The organism is Rhodococcus sp. DK176 (assembly GCF_038447315.2).
In the GTDB taxonomy this organism is placed as follows: Bacteria; Actinomycetota; Actinomycetes; order Mycobacteriales; family Mycobacteriaceae; genus Rhodococcus_F; species Rhodococcus_F jostii_A.
Genome location: NZ_CP118321.2, coordinates 3,663,373 through 3,678,527, shown reverse-complemented (window position 1 = coordinate 3,678,527; position 15,155 = coordinate 3,663,373). Strand labels below are relative to the sequence as shown.

Annotated in this window: 21 protein-coding genes and 1 pseudogene; 14 read left to right on the top strand and 8 right to left on the bottom strand. The window is 66.4% G+C overall.

Annotated elements, in window-relative coordinates; genetic code table 11:
- The first annotated feature begins 273 nt into the window (after positions 1–273).
- The 6 genes from PSR88_RS17375 (at position 274) to gvpJ (PSR88_RS17350) (ending at position 4,294) form a co-directional block, all read left to right on the top strand.
- Positions 274–999, top strand: coding sequence for a hypothetical protein (locus PSR88_RS17375; RefSeq protein WP_342338305.1), 726 nt, complete (start codon positions 274–276; stop codon positions 997–999).
- A gap of 5 nt (positions 1,000–1,004) precedes the next feature.
- Complete coding sequence (locus PSR88_RS17370; protein WP_342338304.1) at positions 1,005–2,300, top strand: SRPBCC family protein; 1,296 nt, start codon at positions 1,005–1,007, stop codon at positions 2,298–2,300.
- Positions 2,297–2,671 (top strand): gas vesicle protein GvpJ, encoded by a 375-nt coding sequence (gene gvpJ / locus PSR88_RS17365; protein ID WP_011593952.1) that lies wholly within the window; start codon positions 2,297–2,299, stop codon positions 2,669–2,671. Before PSR88_RS17370 ends, gvpJ (PSR88_RS17365) begins: the two co-directional genes overlap by 4 nt.
- A complete protein-coding gene (locus PSR88_RS17360) occupies positions 2,671–3,477 on the top strand; it encodes a GvpL/GvpF family gas vesicle protein (protein ID WP_009480808.1) in 807 nt (268 codons plus the stop codon). The genes gvpJ (PSR88_RS17365) and PSR88_RS17360 overlap by 1 nt, the downstream gene beginning before the upstream one ends.
- A 125-nt stretch (positions 3,478–3,602) precedes the next feature.
- On the top strand, positions 3,603–3,893 hold the full coding sequence (locus PSR88_RS17355) for a gas vesicle protein (RefSeq protein WP_016881863.1): 291 nt from the start codon (positions 3,603–3,605) through the stop codon (positions 3,891–3,893).
- Complete coding sequence (gene gvpJ / locus PSR88_RS17350; RefSeq protein WP_011596046.1) at positions 3,890–4,294, top strand: gas vesicle protein GvpJ; 405 nt, start codon at positions 3,890–3,892, stop codon at positions 4,292–4,294. Before PSR88_RS17355 ends, gvpJ (PSR88_RS17350) begins: the two co-directional genes overlap by 4 nt.
- 242 nt (positions 4,295–4,536) lie before the next feature.
- Here the strand turns inward: gvpJ (PSR88_RS17350) and PSR88_RS17345 are convergent, their stop codons facing one another.
- Together PSR88_RS17345 and PSR88_RS17340 are read right to left on the bottom strand one after the other, a co-directional pair.
- Positions 4,537–4,974: a hypothetical protein gene (locus tag PSR88_RS17345; protein ID WP_016881864.1), complete on the bottom strand. Its 438-nt coding sequence runs from the start codon at positions 4,972–4,974 to the stop codon at positions 4,537–4,539.
- Positions 4,975–5,115: 141 nt separating this feature from the next.
- Positions 5,116–5,634 (bottom strand): histone-like nucleoid-structuring protein Lsr2, encoded by a 519-nt coding sequence (locus tag PSR88_RS17340; protein ID WP_011596044.1) that lies wholly within the window; start codon positions 5,632–5,634, stop codon positions 5,116–5,118.
- A 325-nt stretch (positions 5,635–5,959) separates the two neighbouring features.
- On the opposite strand from PSR88_RS17340, the gene PSR88_RS17335 reads away from it, so the two are divergent.
- Positions 5,960–6,643 carry a PAS and ANTAR domain-containing protein gene (locus tag PSR88_RS17335; protein WP_011596043.1) on the top strand — a complete coding sequence of 228 codons (684 nt, stop codon included), beginning with the start codon at positions 5,960–5,962 and terminating at the stop codon, positions 6,641–6,643.
- 61 nt (positions 6,644–6,704) lie between these two features.
- On the opposite strand, the gene PSR88_RS17330 is transcribed toward PSR88_RS17335, so the two are convergent.
- Together PSR88_RS17330 and PSR88_RS17325 are read right to left on the bottom strand one after the other, a co-directional pair.
- Positions 6,705–7,193, bottom strand: a complete 489-nt coding sequence (locus tag PSR88_RS17330) for a hypothetical protein (protein WP_011596042.1) — start codon at positions 7,191–7,193, stop codon at positions 6,705–6,707.
- Between the two features lie 57 nt (positions 7,194–7,250).
- Positions 7,251–7,985 (bottom strand): TetR/AcrR family transcriptional regulator C-terminal domain-containing protein, encoded by a 735-nt coding sequence (locus PSR88_RS17325; RefSeq protein ID WP_016881865.1) that lies wholly within the window; start codon positions 7,983–7,985, stop codon positions 7,251–7,253.
- A 230-nt stretch (positions 7,986–8,215) separates the two neighbouring features.
- Between PSR88_RS17325 and PSR88_RS17320 the strand changes: the two genes are divergently transcribed.
- From PSR88_RS17320 to PSR88_RS17290, 7 genes are all read left to right on the top strand, one after another.
- Positions 8,216–8,539, top strand: coding sequence for a hypothetical protein (locus PSR88_RS17320; protein WP_011596040.1), 324 nt, complete (start codon positions 8,216–8,218; stop codon positions 8,537–8,539).
- Positions 8,540–8,756: 217 nt separating this feature from the next.
- Positions 8,757–8,915, top strand: coding sequence for a hypothetical protein (locus PSR88_RS17315; RefSeq protein WP_009476405.1), 159 nt, complete (start codon positions 8,757–8,759; stop codon positions 8,913–8,915).
- 14 nt (positions 8,916–8,929) lie between these two features.
- Complete coding sequence (locus PSR88_RS17310; RefSeq protein ID WP_009476404.1) at positions 8,930–9,181, top strand: hypothetical protein; 252 nt, start codon at positions 8,930–8,932, stop codon at positions 9,179–9,181.
- Positions 9,178–10,137, top strand: a complete 960-nt coding sequence (locus tag PSR88_RS17305) for a hypothetical protein (protein ID WP_011596039.1) — start codon at positions 9,178–9,180, stop codon at positions 10,135–10,137. The genes PSR88_RS17310 and PSR88_RS17305 overlap by 4 nt, the downstream gene beginning before the upstream one ends.
- 63 nt (positions 10,138–10,200) lie before the next feature.
- Positions 10,201–10,758, top strand: a complete 558-nt coding sequence (locus PSR88_RS17300) for a CsbD family protein (RefSeq protein ID WP_011596038.1) — start codon at positions 10,201–10,203, stop codon at positions 10,756–10,758.
- 30 nt (positions 10,759–10,788) lie between these two features.
- Positions 10,789–11,472, top strand: coding sequence for an IF2 family translation initiation factor (locus PSR88_RS17295; protein ID WP_016881866.1), 684 nt, complete (start codon positions 10,789–10,791; stop codon positions 11,470–11,472).
- Between the two features lie 329 nt (positions 11,473–11,801).
- A complete protein-coding gene (locus PSR88_RS17290; RefSeq protein ID WP_011596036.1) occupies positions 11,802–12,407 on the top strand; it encodes a hypothetical protein in 606 nt (201 codons plus the stop codon).
- 31 nt (positions 12,408–12,438) lie between these two features.
- Here the strand turns inward: PSR88_RS17290 and PSR88_RS17285 are convergent, their stop codons facing one another.
- The 4 genes and pseudogenes from PSR88_RS17285 to PSR88_RS17270 all read right to left on the bottom strand — a co-directional run bounded on the left by PSR88_RS17285 (position 12,439) and on the right by PSR88_RS17270 (position 15,130).
- Complete coding sequence (locus tag PSR88_RS17285) at positions 12,439–13,137, bottom strand: DUF998 domain-containing protein (RefSeq protein ID WP_011596035.1); 699 nt, start codon at positions 13,135–13,137, stop codon at positions 12,439–12,441.
- 512 nt (positions 13,138–13,649) lie between these two features.
- Entirely contained in the window at positions 13,650–14,021 is a 372-nt protein-coding gene (locus PSR88_RS17280; protein WP_016881868.1) for an HNH endonuclease, read from the bottom strand.
- 70 nt (positions 14,022–14,091) lie between these two features.
- Positions 14,092–14,277 (bottom strand): annotated as a pseudogene (locus PSR88_RS17275) (X-Pro dipeptidyl-peptidase domain-containing protein); the annotation flags it as partial.
- Positions 14,278–14,368: 91 nt separating this feature from the next.
- Complete coding sequence (locus PSR88_RS17270) at positions 14,369–15,130, bottom strand: SDR family NAD(P)-dependent oxidoreductase (RefSeq protein ID WP_005257808.1); 762 nt, start codon at positions 15,128–15,130, stop codon at positions 14,369–14,371.
- Between the last annotated feature and the right edge of the window lie 25 nt (positions 15,131–15,155).

Sequence of the window (15,155 nt, the reverse complement as noted above, 5' to 3'; positions counted from 1 at the left end):
ACAGTGCTCAATGCCTGCACGGCAACATATCCGAGAGGCAGTGCCGTGCGAGTCAGTCTCAGGTTCGGCCGATCGCTACGCGCATGACAGGGAAACAGGGTGTCTTCGTCGCCGACCGGCATGGTGATTGAGTATTCCCGGGTTGGGGTAGTCAAAAAACGCGCACCCCTACCGCGCACGGTCTTGCGGCACATCTCCGAAACGGTCCTGCGGCACATCTCCGAGGTTGGCGAGAGGTGCTAAGTGACCACTCGGCAAAAAAGGGGTTCCACGATGAACAACAAGACTCAGATGGCGGCCGCGATCGGTGCGGGCTATCTGCTGGGGCGCACCCGCCGGATGAAGCTGGCACTGATGCTCGCCGGGGCCGGGACGGCCGGGCGCTTCCCCGGCGGGCCGCGGGAGCTGCTCACCCTCGGCACCAAGATGCTCTCGAATTCCCCGGAGGTCGCCAAACTCGGCGACACGGTCCGGAGTGAACTAGTCAGCGCGGCGAAGGCGGCAGCGGTCACCGCTGCCAGCCAGCGCATCGACTCGCTGAGCAACCGGCTGCAATCGGGCGGCCAGGAGATCACGGGCACCGTCGGCGATGCCACGGACAACGTCACCGATGTCACCAAGGTGAGCAGATTCGGTCGCAAGAAGCGCACTCGCTCGCGGGACGACGAGCAGCCCGGTACCGACGAACAGCCGGAGGACAACTCCGCCGCCGAGGAAGACGAGGCAGCGGCCGAGGACGAGGCAGGGGCCGAGGACGAGGCAGGGGCCGAGGAGCCGGACGAAGACGAGGCCGACGAGGAACCGGCCCCACGTAAGCGGCCCACGCCGCGCCGCCGGGCCTCGAACTCCGGCAGCACCCGGCCCACCGCGAGCAGGTCGCGGACCGCGAAGTCAACCGCGAAGTCAGACGAAGACGACGAAGAGGCTCCGGCCCGCAAACGCAGGACACGGGCCAAGGCCACCACGGACTCCGCGCCCGTCCGACGGGCACGGAGGTGATGGCGATGACGAGCGCCGCGAAGAAACTACAAGAGGCCGCACCGGGAGACGGCAACGGCGCGTCGAGCGTGCTGCAGGAAGCAATGCAGAGACTGGTCGGCACGGTCGCCGAGAAGGCACTGTCCTCGGTCTCGGACAAGGTGGCGAACACCTCCGGGCGGCTCACCGAGTACGCCGAGAACGGCGGCGAAGGAGGGCTGCTCGCCGCCCTCACCGGTTCCGAGAAAACGGATGACGTTGAGTCGGATGACGATGAGTCACCGGACGAGTCCGACACCGGTGGCGGCTGGTGGGAGGGCGCCAAGCAGACGGTCAAGGACAAGGCGTCCGACCTCAAGGACGCGGTCACCGGCGGTGGTGGTGGCGGTAGCGGAAAAGGCAAGAAGCTGAAGTTGACCAACATCGTCGAAACGATCGATGTCGGGGTCCCGGTTCAGCTGGCCTACAACCAATGGACCCAATTCGCCGACTTTCCGTCGTTCATGAAGAAGGTCGAACGGGTCGAGCAGGAATCGGACGAAAAGCTCGAGTGGAAGGCGCAGATCTTCCTGTCGCACCGAACCTGGGAAGCGACGATCCTCGAGCAGGTTCCCGACGAGCGGATCGTGTGGCGCTCGAAGGGCGCCAAGGGGTTCATCGACGGTGCGGTGACGTTCCACGAGGTGACCCCGGATCTCACCCGCATCGTTCTGATTCTCGAGTATCACCCGAAGGGGTTGTTCGAGAAGACGGGAAACCTCTGGCGTGCGCAGGGACGCCGAGCACGGCTGGAATTGAAACACTTTGCACGCCACGTCATGACGCAGTCGATCCTCCATCCCGACGACGTCGAGGGCTGGCGCGGAGAGATCCGGGACGGTCAGGTGGTCGAGCCCGAAGAGGACGAGGCGGAAACGGAAGACGAACAGGCCGAAAGCCAGCCGGACGAGGGCGAAGAGGACGAGGGCGAGGAGCCCGAGGCAGAGGACGAGTACGAGGAGCCCGAGGCAGAGGACGAGTACGAGGAGCCGGAGGAAACAGACGAGGCCGAGGACGAGGAGCCCGAGGCAGAGGAAGACGAGGCTGACGAGGACGAGGGTGAGGAAGCGGTCGACGAGGAGGCCGAGGAGGACGAGGCGCCCGCGCCGGCACGCCGCGGCCGTCCGCGCAAGACCGCGGCCGCGAGTGAACCGCCGAAACGCCGTGGCCGCCCACGCAAGACCGCGGCGTCGGGTGAAGACACTGCACCGGCACGCCGTGGCCGTCCACGCAAGACCGCGGCCACCAAGTCCGCCGCCTCGAGGCGAGGAGCTCGCCGATGACCACCGGTGGGCCCAGCTCGAGCAGCCTCGCCGACGTCATCGACACCATCCTGGACAAGGGTCTGGTCATCGACGCGTACGTGCGGGTCTCGCTGGTCGGGATCGAACTGTTGACGATCGACGCCCGCATCGTCGTGGCCAGTGTCGACACGTATCTGCGGTTCGCGGAGGCGGTGAATCGGCTCGAGATCGGCAGCGAACCCAAGGGCCTGTCCGACCTGGTGGGCGGCGCCACTGAGGGCGGTGCCAAGTCGAAGACCAAGGGCGCGCTCGAGGCTGCCGGCGACAAACTCGGTGACCTCCTCGGCGGCGGAGAAGAGGAGCCCGAGCGCGAGCGGGTGTCACGTAAATCCAGCAGAGGGGACAAGTGATGTCCACGTCGAAGCAGGCCGATGCGTCGGATCAGGCTGCCGATGCGTCCGAAGAGCCGCGTACCACCGGCGTCTACGTCTACGGCATCGTGCCCGCGGATGTGGAGACCGAGGACGACGCGGTCGGCGTCGACGACTCGCGGGTGAGCACCATCAAACACGGCGACATCGCGGCGCTGGTCAGTGAAATTTCGGTGGACCGGCCGATCGGTAAACCCGCGGACCTCCAGGCCCACGCCCACCTGCTGGACGGTGTTGCGCGGGTGGCACCGGTACTGCCGCTGCGGTTCGGGGCGGTCCTGACCGACACCGACGCGGTGAAGGACGAACTGCTCACCGCGCACGCCGACGAGTTCGCCGCCGCCATGGAGGAACTCGAGGGTAAGGCCCAATACGTGGTGAAGGGCCGCTACGTCGAACACGCCATCCTGTGGGAGGTGATCGGCGAGAACGAGCGGGCCAGCGCCCTGCGCGACACGATCCGGGACCAGCCGGAGGCCGCCACCCGCGACGCCCGGATGGCCCTCGGCGAGATCGTGGCCAACGCCATCGTCGCGAAGCGGGAGGAAGATACGGCCACGGTGGTCGAGGCCCTCGACTCGCTGGCCGACTCGGTCAACGTCCGCGAACCCACCCACGAGGAGGATGCCGCCCAGGTGGCGGTCCTGGTCGAGGTTGCCCGGCAGGACGAGCTCGAGCAGGCGGTGGGAGCGTTGGCGGAGCAGTGGGACGGCCGGGTCGAGATGCGGCTGCTCGGACCGCTCGCCGCCTACGACTTCGTGCTGTCCCCGACGCCGGAGGGCTGAGGCGATGGGCAGGTGTCGTTGATCGTCACGCCGACACCTCGCGCGGGCGCGGGTGCGTGGCGTGACCTCGCCACCGGATGACCAGACGGGCGCGGCCACCACTCGGGAGAAGGAGTGAGCAGGTCATGGCGCAGGAGCAGCCACCGCCCCTGCCGGCGGAGGACATCGCCGAGGTCGCGGTGCGGGACATCACGCAGATGACGGGTAAGAAGTCGCTCGGTGCGACGTCGGTGATGCCGACCGACGACGGGTGGACCGTGGAAGTGGAAGTGGTCGAGGATCGGCGCATCCCGTCCTCGACCGACCTGCTCGCCCTGTACGAAGTGGTGTTGGATATGGATGGAGAGTTGTTGGCCTACCACAGAACCCGGCGCTACGGCCGCGGCGCCTGCGACAGCACGGGCGGGCAGTCATGACCTTGTCCAGTGGCGACTCCGGGCGTCTCCCGCAGAGCCCCGCCGGTGGCATGGGCGGCGGGCACCAGTCGACGAATCTCGGGGAAATCCTCGAGCGGGTACTCGACAAGGGCCTGGTGATCGCCGGGGACATTCAGGTCAACCTCGTCGACATCGAACTGCTGACGATCAAGGTGCGGTTGGTCATCGCCTCGCTGGAGACGGCGAAGGAGGTCGGGATCAACTGGTGGGAGAACGATCCCTGGCTGACCGGCAAGAGCAGCGACCTCGAACTCGAGAATCGAAAGCTGAAGGAGCGGATAGCCGCACTCGAGTCCGACCGGTCGATACATCTCGAGGTGGAGTCGGGTACGCCGATGGAGGTGGCGGGCAGGCGGCGAGGCGATAACGGTGACGAGTAACGATGATCACCGCGTCCGCACGCTCGACAGCATCTGGATCAGTGCTTGATCTTCGGCCCGGTCTGTGGTTCCGCGTGAAGACCGCTCGCACCCGGAACTGCCCACGACACGGTTACCGTTGATGATGTCGCCGCGCCTGCCCGGCGCGGTGGCCCGGTACCCCGCCGGATCGAACCCCCCAGCGGGGTACTGGAACCGCCGGGATCGAGGGTTGCGTTGCGCATCGCAACCAATTGGTGCGGCTACGGTCGCGCGTCGTGCCGGGGATGCCCATGTGTTCGACGAGATTCCTTCATTTCGGATTCGAACACGTGCCGGCGTCCGTCGCACAGTTCGCTGCGCACGATCGCCTCACATTCACGAAAAGCGGACCAGTAGTGGTCGTCGAAATCCTCGACGATCTGGAACGTCCACCGACCGTTGAGGACGTTGCGGCCGATCAGCTCCTTCTCCACCTGTTCCGCCATATCGTCGCGACCGGACTCACGCAACTTCTGGACGGCCTCATCGAGCATCAGATCGGCATGACCGATCAATTGGTGAAAGTCGTACAGACGTCCACGCGCACGTTCTACGGTCTCGAGGGCTTCGGAGAGCTTGCCGGCAGCGGCAACCTCTTCGTCACGCGCTCGGGTGGGCCTCGAGTGGTCGGGGGGATTCGGTATCTGCTGATCCGGCATGGACTGCGTGTACCCCGTTCGCGCCGAGCCGAACGACGGGGTGACAGCATCGAACCCAAGCAATCGAACCCAAGGCCACACAGGATCCGACGCCTGCCGTCGACCATCACCGTCCGGTACCGCCGCATCCTCGCTCGATTGTCAGTGGGCGTCGCGGAAAGCGTGCTCGATGTTCGCAGGTATGCGGCCGTGCGAGGAGATCTCGAGTCCCTGCTGAACGGCCCACTCCCGAATTTCCTTGGCTGTGCTTGCGTCCCGGGTCCGTCTGACGCGGGGAGGGCGCCTCGGCTGTTCCTCCTGTTGCGGCGGTTCGGTGCCGTCTTCGTCGGTAACGCCCGTCTCCTCGGCCTGCTCCTCTCCTGCACTCTCTTCCGGCTCGGCGGGGTGGCTGTCGCGGGTCTCGCTCGACCTCCGCTTGGTGTCGGCCACCTGGCCCACGCCGCCCACCGGGTTCTCGCCGCTCGACTGGAGCCGGCTGCTCAGCGAATCGATACGCGAGCTGACCGCGGTGACCGCCGCGGCTTTCGCGGAGCTCATCAGGTCTCCCCGAATGGTCTCGATCAGTTTGGCGACTTCCGGGGAACTCGCGAGCTTCGCGGTCCTCCGCCCCAGGAGAAATCCCGCGCCGACGGCTACCACCAATTGACCTCTGGTCTTCATCTCCCTCACCCACAGTTGCCGAGTGTCACCCACGCACCTCGGCGTCGGCGGGCGGCGAGACACGACTTGGGTCCGCGCCCGGCGGGGTGCGTAAGCCGTGCGTACCCCGGACAGCGGCGATTAATCATCAGCGCAGGGGCTTGCAGGAAGCGGTAGTGCGGAGATCACGAACAGCACTCACCCGGTTCCAGCCGTCTCGTGACCGTGCTCTCGGGCGTGGTGACGCCGTCGGGTACACCGGTGTGGACTATTTCTGTGCACGCCGGTATGGGTGCTCGGCATACTGTGGCAGTGGGATCGAGGCGAGGGTTGAGCACGGCGGGCAGTGGGCGTGGCTGTGGACAGAGATGAGCTCCTCGGCGCGAATGCACCGCCACAGGGCGGAAGTTTCCGGTTCTACCTCGACGGCGAGCGCTGGGAATGGTCCGACTCCGTTGCCCGGATGCACGGCTACCAACCGGGTGAGGTCATCCCCACCAACGAAATTCTGCTCTCCCACAAGCATCCAGACGATCAATCACAGGTTGCTGCACTTTTCGACAAGATGATCCATGCCGGCGAACCGTTCAGCAGCAAGCACCGCATCATCGATACCGACCGCCGCATCCACCACGTCATCGTGGTCGGCGATCGAATGCTCGACGAGAACGGCCAGGTCATCGGCACATCCGGGTACTACATCGACGTCACCGAAACATTGGAGACCGACCTCAGGGAATTCAACGAGGCGCTCACCGAGGCCGTCGCCGGACTCGAGAAATCGCGGGCGGTGATCGAGCAGGCGAAGGGTGCTCTCATGCTCGTCTACGGCATCTCCTCCGAGCGTGCCTTCGGCATCCTCACCTGGCGCTCACAGGAGACGAACATCAAACTTCACACCCTGGCCGAGCGCTTCGTCGGGGCCCTCGCCGCCGAGGCGACCCTCCCTGCGTCGTTTCGCGCCCGGTTCGACCACCTGCTCCTGACCGCACACGAATACCCCGACGAACAGGCGGACCACCCGGCCTGACCGGCAGACCTGAACCTGGACCGAGACCCGCAGGAACTGCTTTCCGCACAGGAAACTCTCCCTATGCGGTGGTGACGTCGGGTGGATCGGGGAGGTCGACATCGAGGACGAAGTCGAGCCAGATGACCGCGTCGGCCAGGGTTTCCGCGCGCATGGTGAGGTCGAATTGTTGCTCGTCGGCAAGCGACCGCTCCACCTCGGCGTGATCCTCGGCGAGAAAGGCCGACACCGTCCGCAGCACCCAGCGTGCCGATGCCGGCAGGGCGTCGACGTCGACGTACCCGCCGTCCGCGAAGCGCAGGTCGAGAACGAACCTCTCCCCTGGGCCCGCGGCGCCCAGGCGCGCGATGACCACGCCGACGATGGCATCGACAACCCACGCAATCACATCGCCGTATTCCGGCCGCTCTCCGACGGGGTGCGGTTCGGTGCATACTCGGGATACCTCGAACGAGAACCCGGCGGCGTCGCGATCACCGACCAGCTGCACCAGCCGACCGCCGAGAGTCGCGGCCGACGAGCTGATGGGGCGGCGTGCGTTCGATCCCATATTCGAGAGTGCCCGGCCCCGGGCGTCGTTACACGCGGAAGGATCGCCGGGGCCCGATCATGTGCCGGTTGCGGAGGTGGTGGTCTGGAAGAGGGTCTCGAGGCCGCCAATGGTGACATCGAGGCCCTCGTCGAGAAGTTGCGCACCGTCGTAGTCGGCGAGTTCGGAAGCGAGAGAGCGTAACCGGGGGAATTTGCTGCGCGGCAGGCGGTGCAGTCCGAGCCGGAGAACATCCTCCGACTCTTCTGGGTCCTCGATCAGTTCCTGGAGTTCGTCGAGAATGTGCCCTTGCAGGAATCCGAAGAACAGCCGGTAGGAGCGCAACGCAATCGGTGGGGAGAAGCCGGCCCGGATGAGCAGTTCGAGGAAGTCCTCGAGCGGACGCAGCGTGCCCAGGGGTCGTAAGCCCAGTGGTGTCGCGAGGGGGCGGGTCACCAGTAGTGGAACGACATTGGGGTGCGCGAGTGCGAGGTCACGGTAGCGGTGGGCAAGTAACCGCAATTCCTGCGTCCAGTCCTGCGCGTCCGGGTCGATGACGAGTTCCCGGAGTACCAGTTCGACGACACCGTCGAGAAGTGCGGCCTTGTTCTCCGCGTAGCGGTACACACTCATCGCGTCCCGGTCGAGTGCCTGCGCCAACCGGCGCATCGAGAGGGCATCGACGCTCTCGCGGTCGACGATCTCGAGGGCGGTGGCCAGCACCTGCTCGGTGGTCAAGCGGGTCAGACGAGTTCGCATCCGGGGACGGTCCTTCGGGGTATTCGACTCGTCCGAGTCCGTGCGCGCACTCATCACTGCCTCCTCATGCAAGACCGACCATAAGAGACGCGTCCACGCCGGATCGCGTCTTATGCAGCCCTTATCTACACCGTACACTTGCACTGTAGTTACTAATGGGTATACTTGCGTTGTATGGGTTCGCTCCAGCAGAGGGTCGCGCTCACCAACGTCCACCTCATTCGAGGAGACGTACATGGTGACCCGAATCTGCAATACCGGGCACCCCGTTGAAGGAGTCATCCATGACCTCCCCTAATCCTGTCACCCACAGCAACACCGGCGCCGTAGCTTCCGGTCCGCGCGTTCAGCTCGATCAGCGCCGCAGCACCGAGACGAAGGCCGCGTTCAAGACCACCGAGTTCTTCGTCTACATCGCCGCAGTCATCGGTGTCCTCATCGCCTCGTATCTGGTGCAGACGACCGACGCACACGAGGACTATTTCCGGGCGGACCGCGCCTGGTTCTACATCGTCATTCTGACGATCGCCTACATCGTCAGCCGGGGCATTGCCAAGTCGGGTAGCCGCGAGCACTACACGGACACCGATCGGCACACGGGCGTCTAGTCCTTCTCGTAGCGCGGGGGTTCCGGCGCCACATCTGCCGGACCTCCGCGCCGCGTCGTTGGTCGATCGACTCCGCGGCACCCTTCGTCCGAGGAGCGTCCGCGCCCCAGACAGTTGGATCAAGATCTTGTCAGATTTGTTCTCCCCCTTGTTCGTTGACGGTGCAACTCCGTCGCCTATCGATACAGCTCCCGTCCACGCCGGGCACCCCTCCCTGGTGGAACTCCCCGGCGTCCGGCGTGTTCTCGACCTCGCGGCGATCACCATGCTGTCGGTTGCCGTGGCCGCCACGACGTCGTTCACAGTTGCGACCCTCGGTCTGCTCTCCGTGATCGGCGCCCGGGCTGCGTTGCGCCGCAGCTTGACTGCTCGATAAGAAAGGTTCATCCCATGTGGATTCTCGTCAGCCGTCTGCTACGCCGATGGAAGATGATCGTTCTCGCTCTTCCCCTCGTGGCCGCCGTACTGTCCCGACTCGGTAATCACCTCGAACGCCGCGCCGGCAAACCGACCACCGCATCGCGCGGCCTGCTCGGAATCTCGCGGTTCGCCCGTCGCCGGGCCGGCGCCGATGACGCCGCCACGCGTCCGGCCGGCGCACACCGCGCACCCGACTCACTCGACCTCAGGAGTAATGCATGACCGACAACACCGCCACAGTGATCAACCAGCTGCGAATCGTACTGGACCTGACGCACAACGAAATTCAGGTCGCTGAGACCCGGATCGCGCAAGCTCGAACAGAAGCGGTCCGCCGGGAGCTGTCGCAGAATGCCGGCAATGCGCGTGAGCGCGCCGGCGCAGTGGAGGAAGCGATCCGGGACCTCGGTGGACTTCCCGACGTCGTGGGCCCGTTCCTCGGTCGCGCGACTGCGATGGTGAAGGCGATGGCCGAGCAAGCGCAGCCGTTCGACGAGGCCCTGCTCGGTGATCTGATCCTCGAGCACCAGCTCCTCGACCGGGCGCGTTATCTCCGGGCACTGGCGACCGCGTCGCAGCACACCGGCGTCATTGCACTGGCCGGACGATTGATCACCGCCCACACCGCCACAGTCGAATGGTTGACGACGGTGCTGGCGGAGGACGCCCTCGGGGGCCCGGCGGCATTGCGACGCACCCCGATGCAGGCCGCGACCGGGACCGCGATCCGGTTGATCAACGTCCCGGCGACGTGGTCGGCGCGCGGAATCGATCGCGCCATCGACACCGTCCGGGCCACCCCGGACCGGATCGGTGCGCTTCTGAGCCGCGGTGCCCACGCCGGTGACGTGGCCACGAAGACGCTCGTCGCCAGTCGCGACGCGGCACTCGAGTCGGCCGAAGAGGTGACCCGCCGAGAAGGCGCATCCGGTGTCGCGGATGCCATCCGCAATGCCCGAACCGTCAATGGTTCTCTCGAGGACGAAGAGCTCCCGATCTCCGAATACACCGAACTCAATGTCTCCGGTGCGGTGGCCGCGGTGAAGGAACTCACCGTACCTGGCGAAATTCGCATCATCATCGCCCACGAAGAGGCGAACAAGAACCGCCACGGGGTGGTATCGGCAGCGCAGACCCGCCTCGCCGCCATCGCGCAGGAAGTCGTCGGCATCAACTGATCGGACCACCCCACCCGCGGGTGGCGGTACCGTCGCCCGCCCGAATACCAGGAGAACATTCTCATGAATGAGCAGAACACGTCCGGACAAGCGCGCAAGGGTCTCCTCGACTCGGTCAAGGGCAAGGTGAAGGAAGTGGCCGGGGCAGTGACCGGCAACGACTCGCTGGCCACCGAAGGACAGTTGCAACAGGCGCAGGCGCAGCAACGTAGAGAGGCGAACAGCGCCGAGGCCGTGGCCCGCGCGGAAACCTCGCAGGCCGCAGAGGAACTCGGTGAGGTGCGTCGCGAGAGTGCCGAGGAACGCGCTGCGATCGGTGCGGAGACGGCGGCCGCCGAAGAAGCTGCCCGGAACCGGCAGCACGCCGAGCACCAGGCAGCGGAGCAGAACCAGCACCGCCAGGTCGCGCAGGAGCAGTCCCGCGCGGCGGCTGACGCCCGCGACGAAGCGGCCCGCGCGGAAACCGCCGCACGAGCGAAGACGGCAGCTGCCGCCGAAGAAGCCGTCGACGCCACCGACGAACACCGGCGGGCGGTGCGTGAGGCGAACGCCGCCCGCGACGAGGCGGAACGAGTTCGGCGCGCCGCCGAGGGCCTCACCGGCGACGCCGGCCTGTCCTGATCCACTCCCCACGAATCATCGGAGATTTTCATGAACATCCTCACCGTCCCCATCACGATCTTGCGGTTGCAGTACACGATCCTGCGGATCCCTCTGCAACTCGTCGAAGACCAGCTGATGTCCCGGCTGGCCACCGAATCACCGGCCCGGCTGATGTACGAACGCACCCTGGGGGTGCTCGACGGCGCCGTCGGCAGTGCACTCGGCGACCGTGACACCGAGCGGCGCGGTGAGGCGCTCACCGAGCGCAGCGACGCGCTGGCGCGGGCGGCGGAACTCGACCAGGAGGCGGCGCGTACCGAGGCCGAGGCCGACACGGCACTGGAAACCAAGCGCAAGCAGGTCCACCGGGAGCAGGTGGCGGCGCGGGAGGCGAAGCAGCGCGGCGTCGAGCAGGCCCGCCGGCGTGAGGACGAGCGCAAGCAGGCCGCCATACGGGACGCCGAGCAACGCAAGCAGGTCGCGAAGAAGAACGCCGATCAACTTGCCGCCCAACGCACCCGGGCCGCAGAGGCCGAGCACCGCGCCGAGCAGACCAAACTCCGGGAAGCGGAGAAAGCGGCGGCAGCGCCGGCCAAGGCCCAGCTGAAGGATGCCGCGGACAAGCAGGGCGAGGCGGCGGACAAACGCGCTCGCGCCGACCGCGTGGAGAAGCTGGCCGAAGCGGAAAAGGCCAAGCGCCGCAACGAGACGGCAGCCAACGGGCAACGCTGACCCGCCGGTGCAGGCGCGCAGGCTTGCTTTCGGTCACGGTTGAGTACCTCGGTACACGTGTCGTCACCGCGTCCGGGCGCGGTGACGGCCAGGCCCGAGCTTGGATTCGCGCACCGCGTGAGGAACGCACCGATCGGGTAACCGCTCCCTGTGGAAGTTATCGGAATCGTCATTCTGGTCGGCGTGATCGCCTATGTCCTGTACAGGAAACGCGGGAGGAAACGACCCGCAGCGCACGGTTGATTCCACTCCACCACGGATGGGCGCCGCGCGCAGCCGATCACTCCGCACCCTGCCGATAGACCTGCCACCCCGAACCTGGAGCCTTCATGAACATCCTCACCGCACTACCCGTGGCCATACTGCGTGTGCAGTACACAATCGTGCGCTACCCCCTTCACCTGATCGACGACCAGCTAGTCGCACACCTGGCGCCCGCGGCACCGGCCCGGCGGCTGTATCGGGGCAGCCTCAGCCTTCTCGATTGTGCCGTCGGCACCGTTCTGGGTAACCCGGACCGTGCCCATGGTGCCGCTGACACCGCACCCAGCAGCACCCTGATCTCCGGCAGTGCATCAGACAGGGAGGACGATGCCGGCGCATCGAATATCGCTGCCGCTGATGTCGAGACCGCCCCTCGGTCCGCGACCGTCGAGAACGCCGAGCTGAACGAGAAGGCGGCACAACAACTCGACACCGACCTGCTCGCCGAGCACCTCGAAGACATTGAGGCGCCGCGCCAGCTCGAGCACTCCGCGGCCACCGACACTGCCGACCCCGCGACCGCCGACGTCATAACCCAGCTCGCGGACGTCACGAGCACCGAACCCGACACGACACTGACCGGAGAGCTGGCCGACCGCGTCGCCGAACTGGCCCGCGCAGAGACGCCGCCACCGGGCACCGGAACAGCCCCGACCGGCGAGCGTCACTGACCAGCAGTTGCGCCGACGACGCCCGCGACGATCACCGCACTGAGCGTCCGGACGCCCCACCGCCCGCAGTCACGGCGCCGTCGGACATCCGTGCGTCAGCTCGTCGACGAAGGTATCGTGGCCGAGTCCACGCCCGCGAAATAGCGGTGCGCGGGTGGAAAGCGCGCAGCGAGAACTCGACATTGCGGAACACCGTGCGGCGCGCCAGCCCCATCAGTACCGCCATGCCGGTCACGGCCATCCACATCGGTAACGGGTAGAGAGCGAGACGCTCCCCCAGGCCGAAATGCAGCGCCTGACCCAGCATGAGGCCGGCGCCGACCAGGCCCACGAGTGCGCACAGCGCGGACCACAGGGCGACCAGCCGCTTCTCGTGCCACATATGCCAGGCGATGAGCACGAGCACCACGTGGCGCGCCACGAAGCCCGGCAACACGGCCGACCAGTGGATGATCGTTCCATCGTTCGCCGGAAACAGACCGGTGGCAGCGGTGCTCACCGCGATGATCACGGCAAGCGAGAGTATCCACTTCTTCTCCCGGCCACTTCTGATGTGCCGATGAAGAAACAGTGCACCGAGGAGTGTGAGCACGCCGAGCGCGACGAACGCCGAATTCATGACGTCGTGCAGCGGTGAGCACGATCCGACTTCGCAGGTCGTCACGCCCAGGGAGCTGATCGAGTCCTGCGCGAAGCTGTAAGGCGTGCTCCACGCCGCCGCGGTGAACACCTCCGCCAACAAGTAGGCGAACGAAAGTACCCAGGCCGTGCCAGCTGCCGCGTGGCGAAGATTGTGGGTTCTCGGTGATGTTCCGGCGCGGTGTGGATTGGTGATAGTGGATTCTCTCTGTCGAACGAGATGTGTCGAGCGAGGCCGGAAAGAGCCGGCCCGGTGGATCTGCGTAAGTCTACGGCCCGAACCTGAGAACGCTGTCCGAAATGTCTGCCTGTGGTCTCAGGATTGCCGTGAATTCAGGGTCCAAGGCAGAGGGAAGCCGCCGACACCTTCCCCGGTGTCAGCGACTCCTCATCCTTCCGGGAACGCTACGCAATGTAGGTCTTACCCGGTCAGAGATGACAGTGACGCCATATCGCCTCTCGGCAAGTGGTCGCTCGCAGCGACTCTTCTGGTGTGGTACCCGGGGTATGAGCGCCACCGTCATTCTCCTCAACAGCGGACTTACCGGTGGTATTCCGAGCGCGCGCAACGAGACGGCGGCCAACGGGCGACGCTGACCCGATTCAGTCGATGTGATCGCTCCGGCAGCGCCGCAGTTGGCCGGACAGGTACCGCTTGGCGCGGCGATGCCCACCCACGTTGTCGAGTTCGGCGTCCAACGTGTTCAGGAGTGTCGCGAGCAGGCTTGCCTGCGGGGCCCAACCGTGTTGGTTCCGGCACTGCGCGAGCCAGTCGACCGGACCGGTGTGGCCGCGGTCCGCGTTGCACCGCGGACACGCGGCGGCCTCGTTGGCTGCGATGCTGGGCCCGCCCTTGAGTCGTGGCACGAGGTGTTCGGTGGTCGGCGGAATCAACGGTCCGAAACGACGACCGCACCACAGGCATCGTCCGCCCTGTCTGTCGACGGCGAGGGCGAGTCGGGCGGTGCGGTCCACCCGTCGATCGTGACCGATCCGCTCGCCGATGGCCAGTGCTCCGCCGGTCCGCGGGCCGAATCCACCGTCGCTACATTTCCTCCGTCTTGCGTGTCGTGAACGGCAGAACGAGGCGGGAATGGTGCGCGGCGTCCCGGTAGACCTTGTGGGTGACGGGGCGGCCCACCGGCAGGTGGAAGGCATCCGGCGGCAGCAGGGCGTTGTGCGCATCCGCCAGCGGTTCGTTGTTCGAAAGCTCCACCGTCAGAAAGTGTCCCCCCGGGTCACGTTCGCCGGCACACGGCCACTTCTGAAGCCCGTCCCGGCATTGCGAGAACACACCGCGGAGATCATCGAGCCCCGGCCGCCTACCTGGGACCCATCCGGATGGCTCCGTCGAGGCGGATGGTTTCGCCGTTGAGCATGGCGTTGTCGATGATGTGCGCGGCGAGGGCGGCGTATTCGGTGGCCTTGCCGAGCCGGGAGGGGTGCGGCACCTGCTGTCCGAGGGACTTCTGCGCTTCCTCGGGAAGTCCGGCCATCATGGGCGTTTCGAAGATTCCGGGTGCGATGGTGACGACGCGGATGAGGTGGCGGGCCAGTTCGCGGGCGATCGGCAGCGTCATGGCGGCGACGCCGCCCTTGGACGCCGCGTAGGCGGGCTGACCGATCTGGCCGTCGAATGCGGCGACGGAGGCGGTGTCGATGATGACGCCGCGTTCCCCGTCGACGGGTTCGGTCTGGGCGATCTTCTCGGCGGCGAGGCGCAGGACGTTGAAGGTGCCGACGAGGTTGATGCGGACGACGCGTTCGAAGTCCGCGAGGGGAAGGGCGCCGGCCTTGCCGAGAACCTTGCCGGGCGTAGCAATTCCGGCGCAGTTGACCACCACGCGGAGGTCGCCGAGCGACGCGGCGAAGTCGATCGCGGACGTGACGTCACCGGCGGAGGTGACGTCGGCGGCCGTGAAGTAGGCGCCCTTCCCGATCTCCTTGGCGGCCACTTCCCCGTCGGACGACGGAAGGTCGAGCAGCACGACCTGGGCGCCGCGCTCGTGCAGGGCCCTGGCGGTGGCGTTACCGAGTCCGGATGCTCCGCCGGTGACGACAGCGACGGCTCCATCGATCTTCACAAAGTTCTCCTCGAATAGGTTTGCG

Coding starts and splice junctions, on each gene's coding strand:
- gvpJ (WP_011596046.1), top strand. CDS start 3,890: ATGACCTTGTCCAGTGGCGACTCCGGGCGTCTCCCGCAGAGCCCCGCC.
- PSR88_RS17375 (WP_342338305.1), top strand. CDS start 274: ATGAACAACAAGACTCAGATGGCGGCCGCGATCGGTGCGGGCTATCTG.
- PSR88_RS17370 (WP_342338304.1), top strand. CDS start 1,005: ATGACGAGCGCCGCGAAGAAACTACAAGAGGCCGCACCGGGAGACGGC.
- PSR88_RS17320 (WP_011596040.1), top strand. CDS start 8,216: ATGACCTCCCCTAATCCTGTCACCCACAGCAACACCGGCGCCGTAGCT.
- gvpJ (WP_011593952.1), top strand. CDS start 2,297: ATGACCACCGGTGGGCCCAGCTCGAGCAGCCTCGCCGACGTCATCGAC.
- PSR88_RS17310 (WP_009476404.1), top strand. CDS start 8,930: ATGTGGATTCTCGTCAGCCGTCTGCTACGCCGATGGAAGATGATCGTT.
- PSR88_RS17345 (WP_016881864.1), bottom strand. CDS start 4,974: ATGCCGGATCAGCAGATACCGAATCCCCCCGACCACTCGAGGCCCACC.
- PSR88_RS17340 (WP_011596044.1), bottom strand. CDS start 5,634: ATGAAGACCAGAGGTCAATTGGTGGTAGCCGTCGGCGCGGGATTTCTC.
- PSR88_RS17300 (WP_011596038.1), top strand. CDS start 10,201: ATGAATGAGCAGAACACGTCCGGACAAGCGCGCAAGGGTCTCCTCGAC.
- PSR88_RS17325 (WP_016881865.1), bottom strand. CDS start 7,985: ATGAGTGCGCGCACGGACTCGGACGAGTCGAATACCCCGAAGGACCGT.
- PSR88_RS17330 (WP_011596042.1), bottom strand. CDS start 7,193: ATGGGATCGAACGCACGCCGCCCCATCAGCTCGTCGGCCGCGACTCTC.
- PSR88_RS17360 (WP_009480808.1), top strand. CDS start 2,671: ATGTCCACGTCGAAGCAGGCCGATGCGTCGGATCAGGCTGCCGATGCG.
- PSR88_RS17295 (WP_016881866.1), top strand. CDS start 10,789: ATGAACATCCTCACCGTCCCCATCACGATCTTGCGGTTGCAGTACACG.
- PSR88_RS17305 (WP_011596039.1), top strand. CDS start 9,178: ATGACCGACAACACCGCCACAGTGATCAACCAGCTGCGAATCGTACTG.
- PSR88_RS17355 (WP_016881863.1), top strand. CDS start 3,603: ATGGCGCAGGAGCAGCCACCGCCCCTGCCGGCGGAGGACATCGCCGAG.
- PSR88_RS17290 (WP_011596036.1), top strand. CDS start 11,802: ATGAACATCCTCACCGCACTACCCGTGGCCATACTGCGTGTGCAGTAC.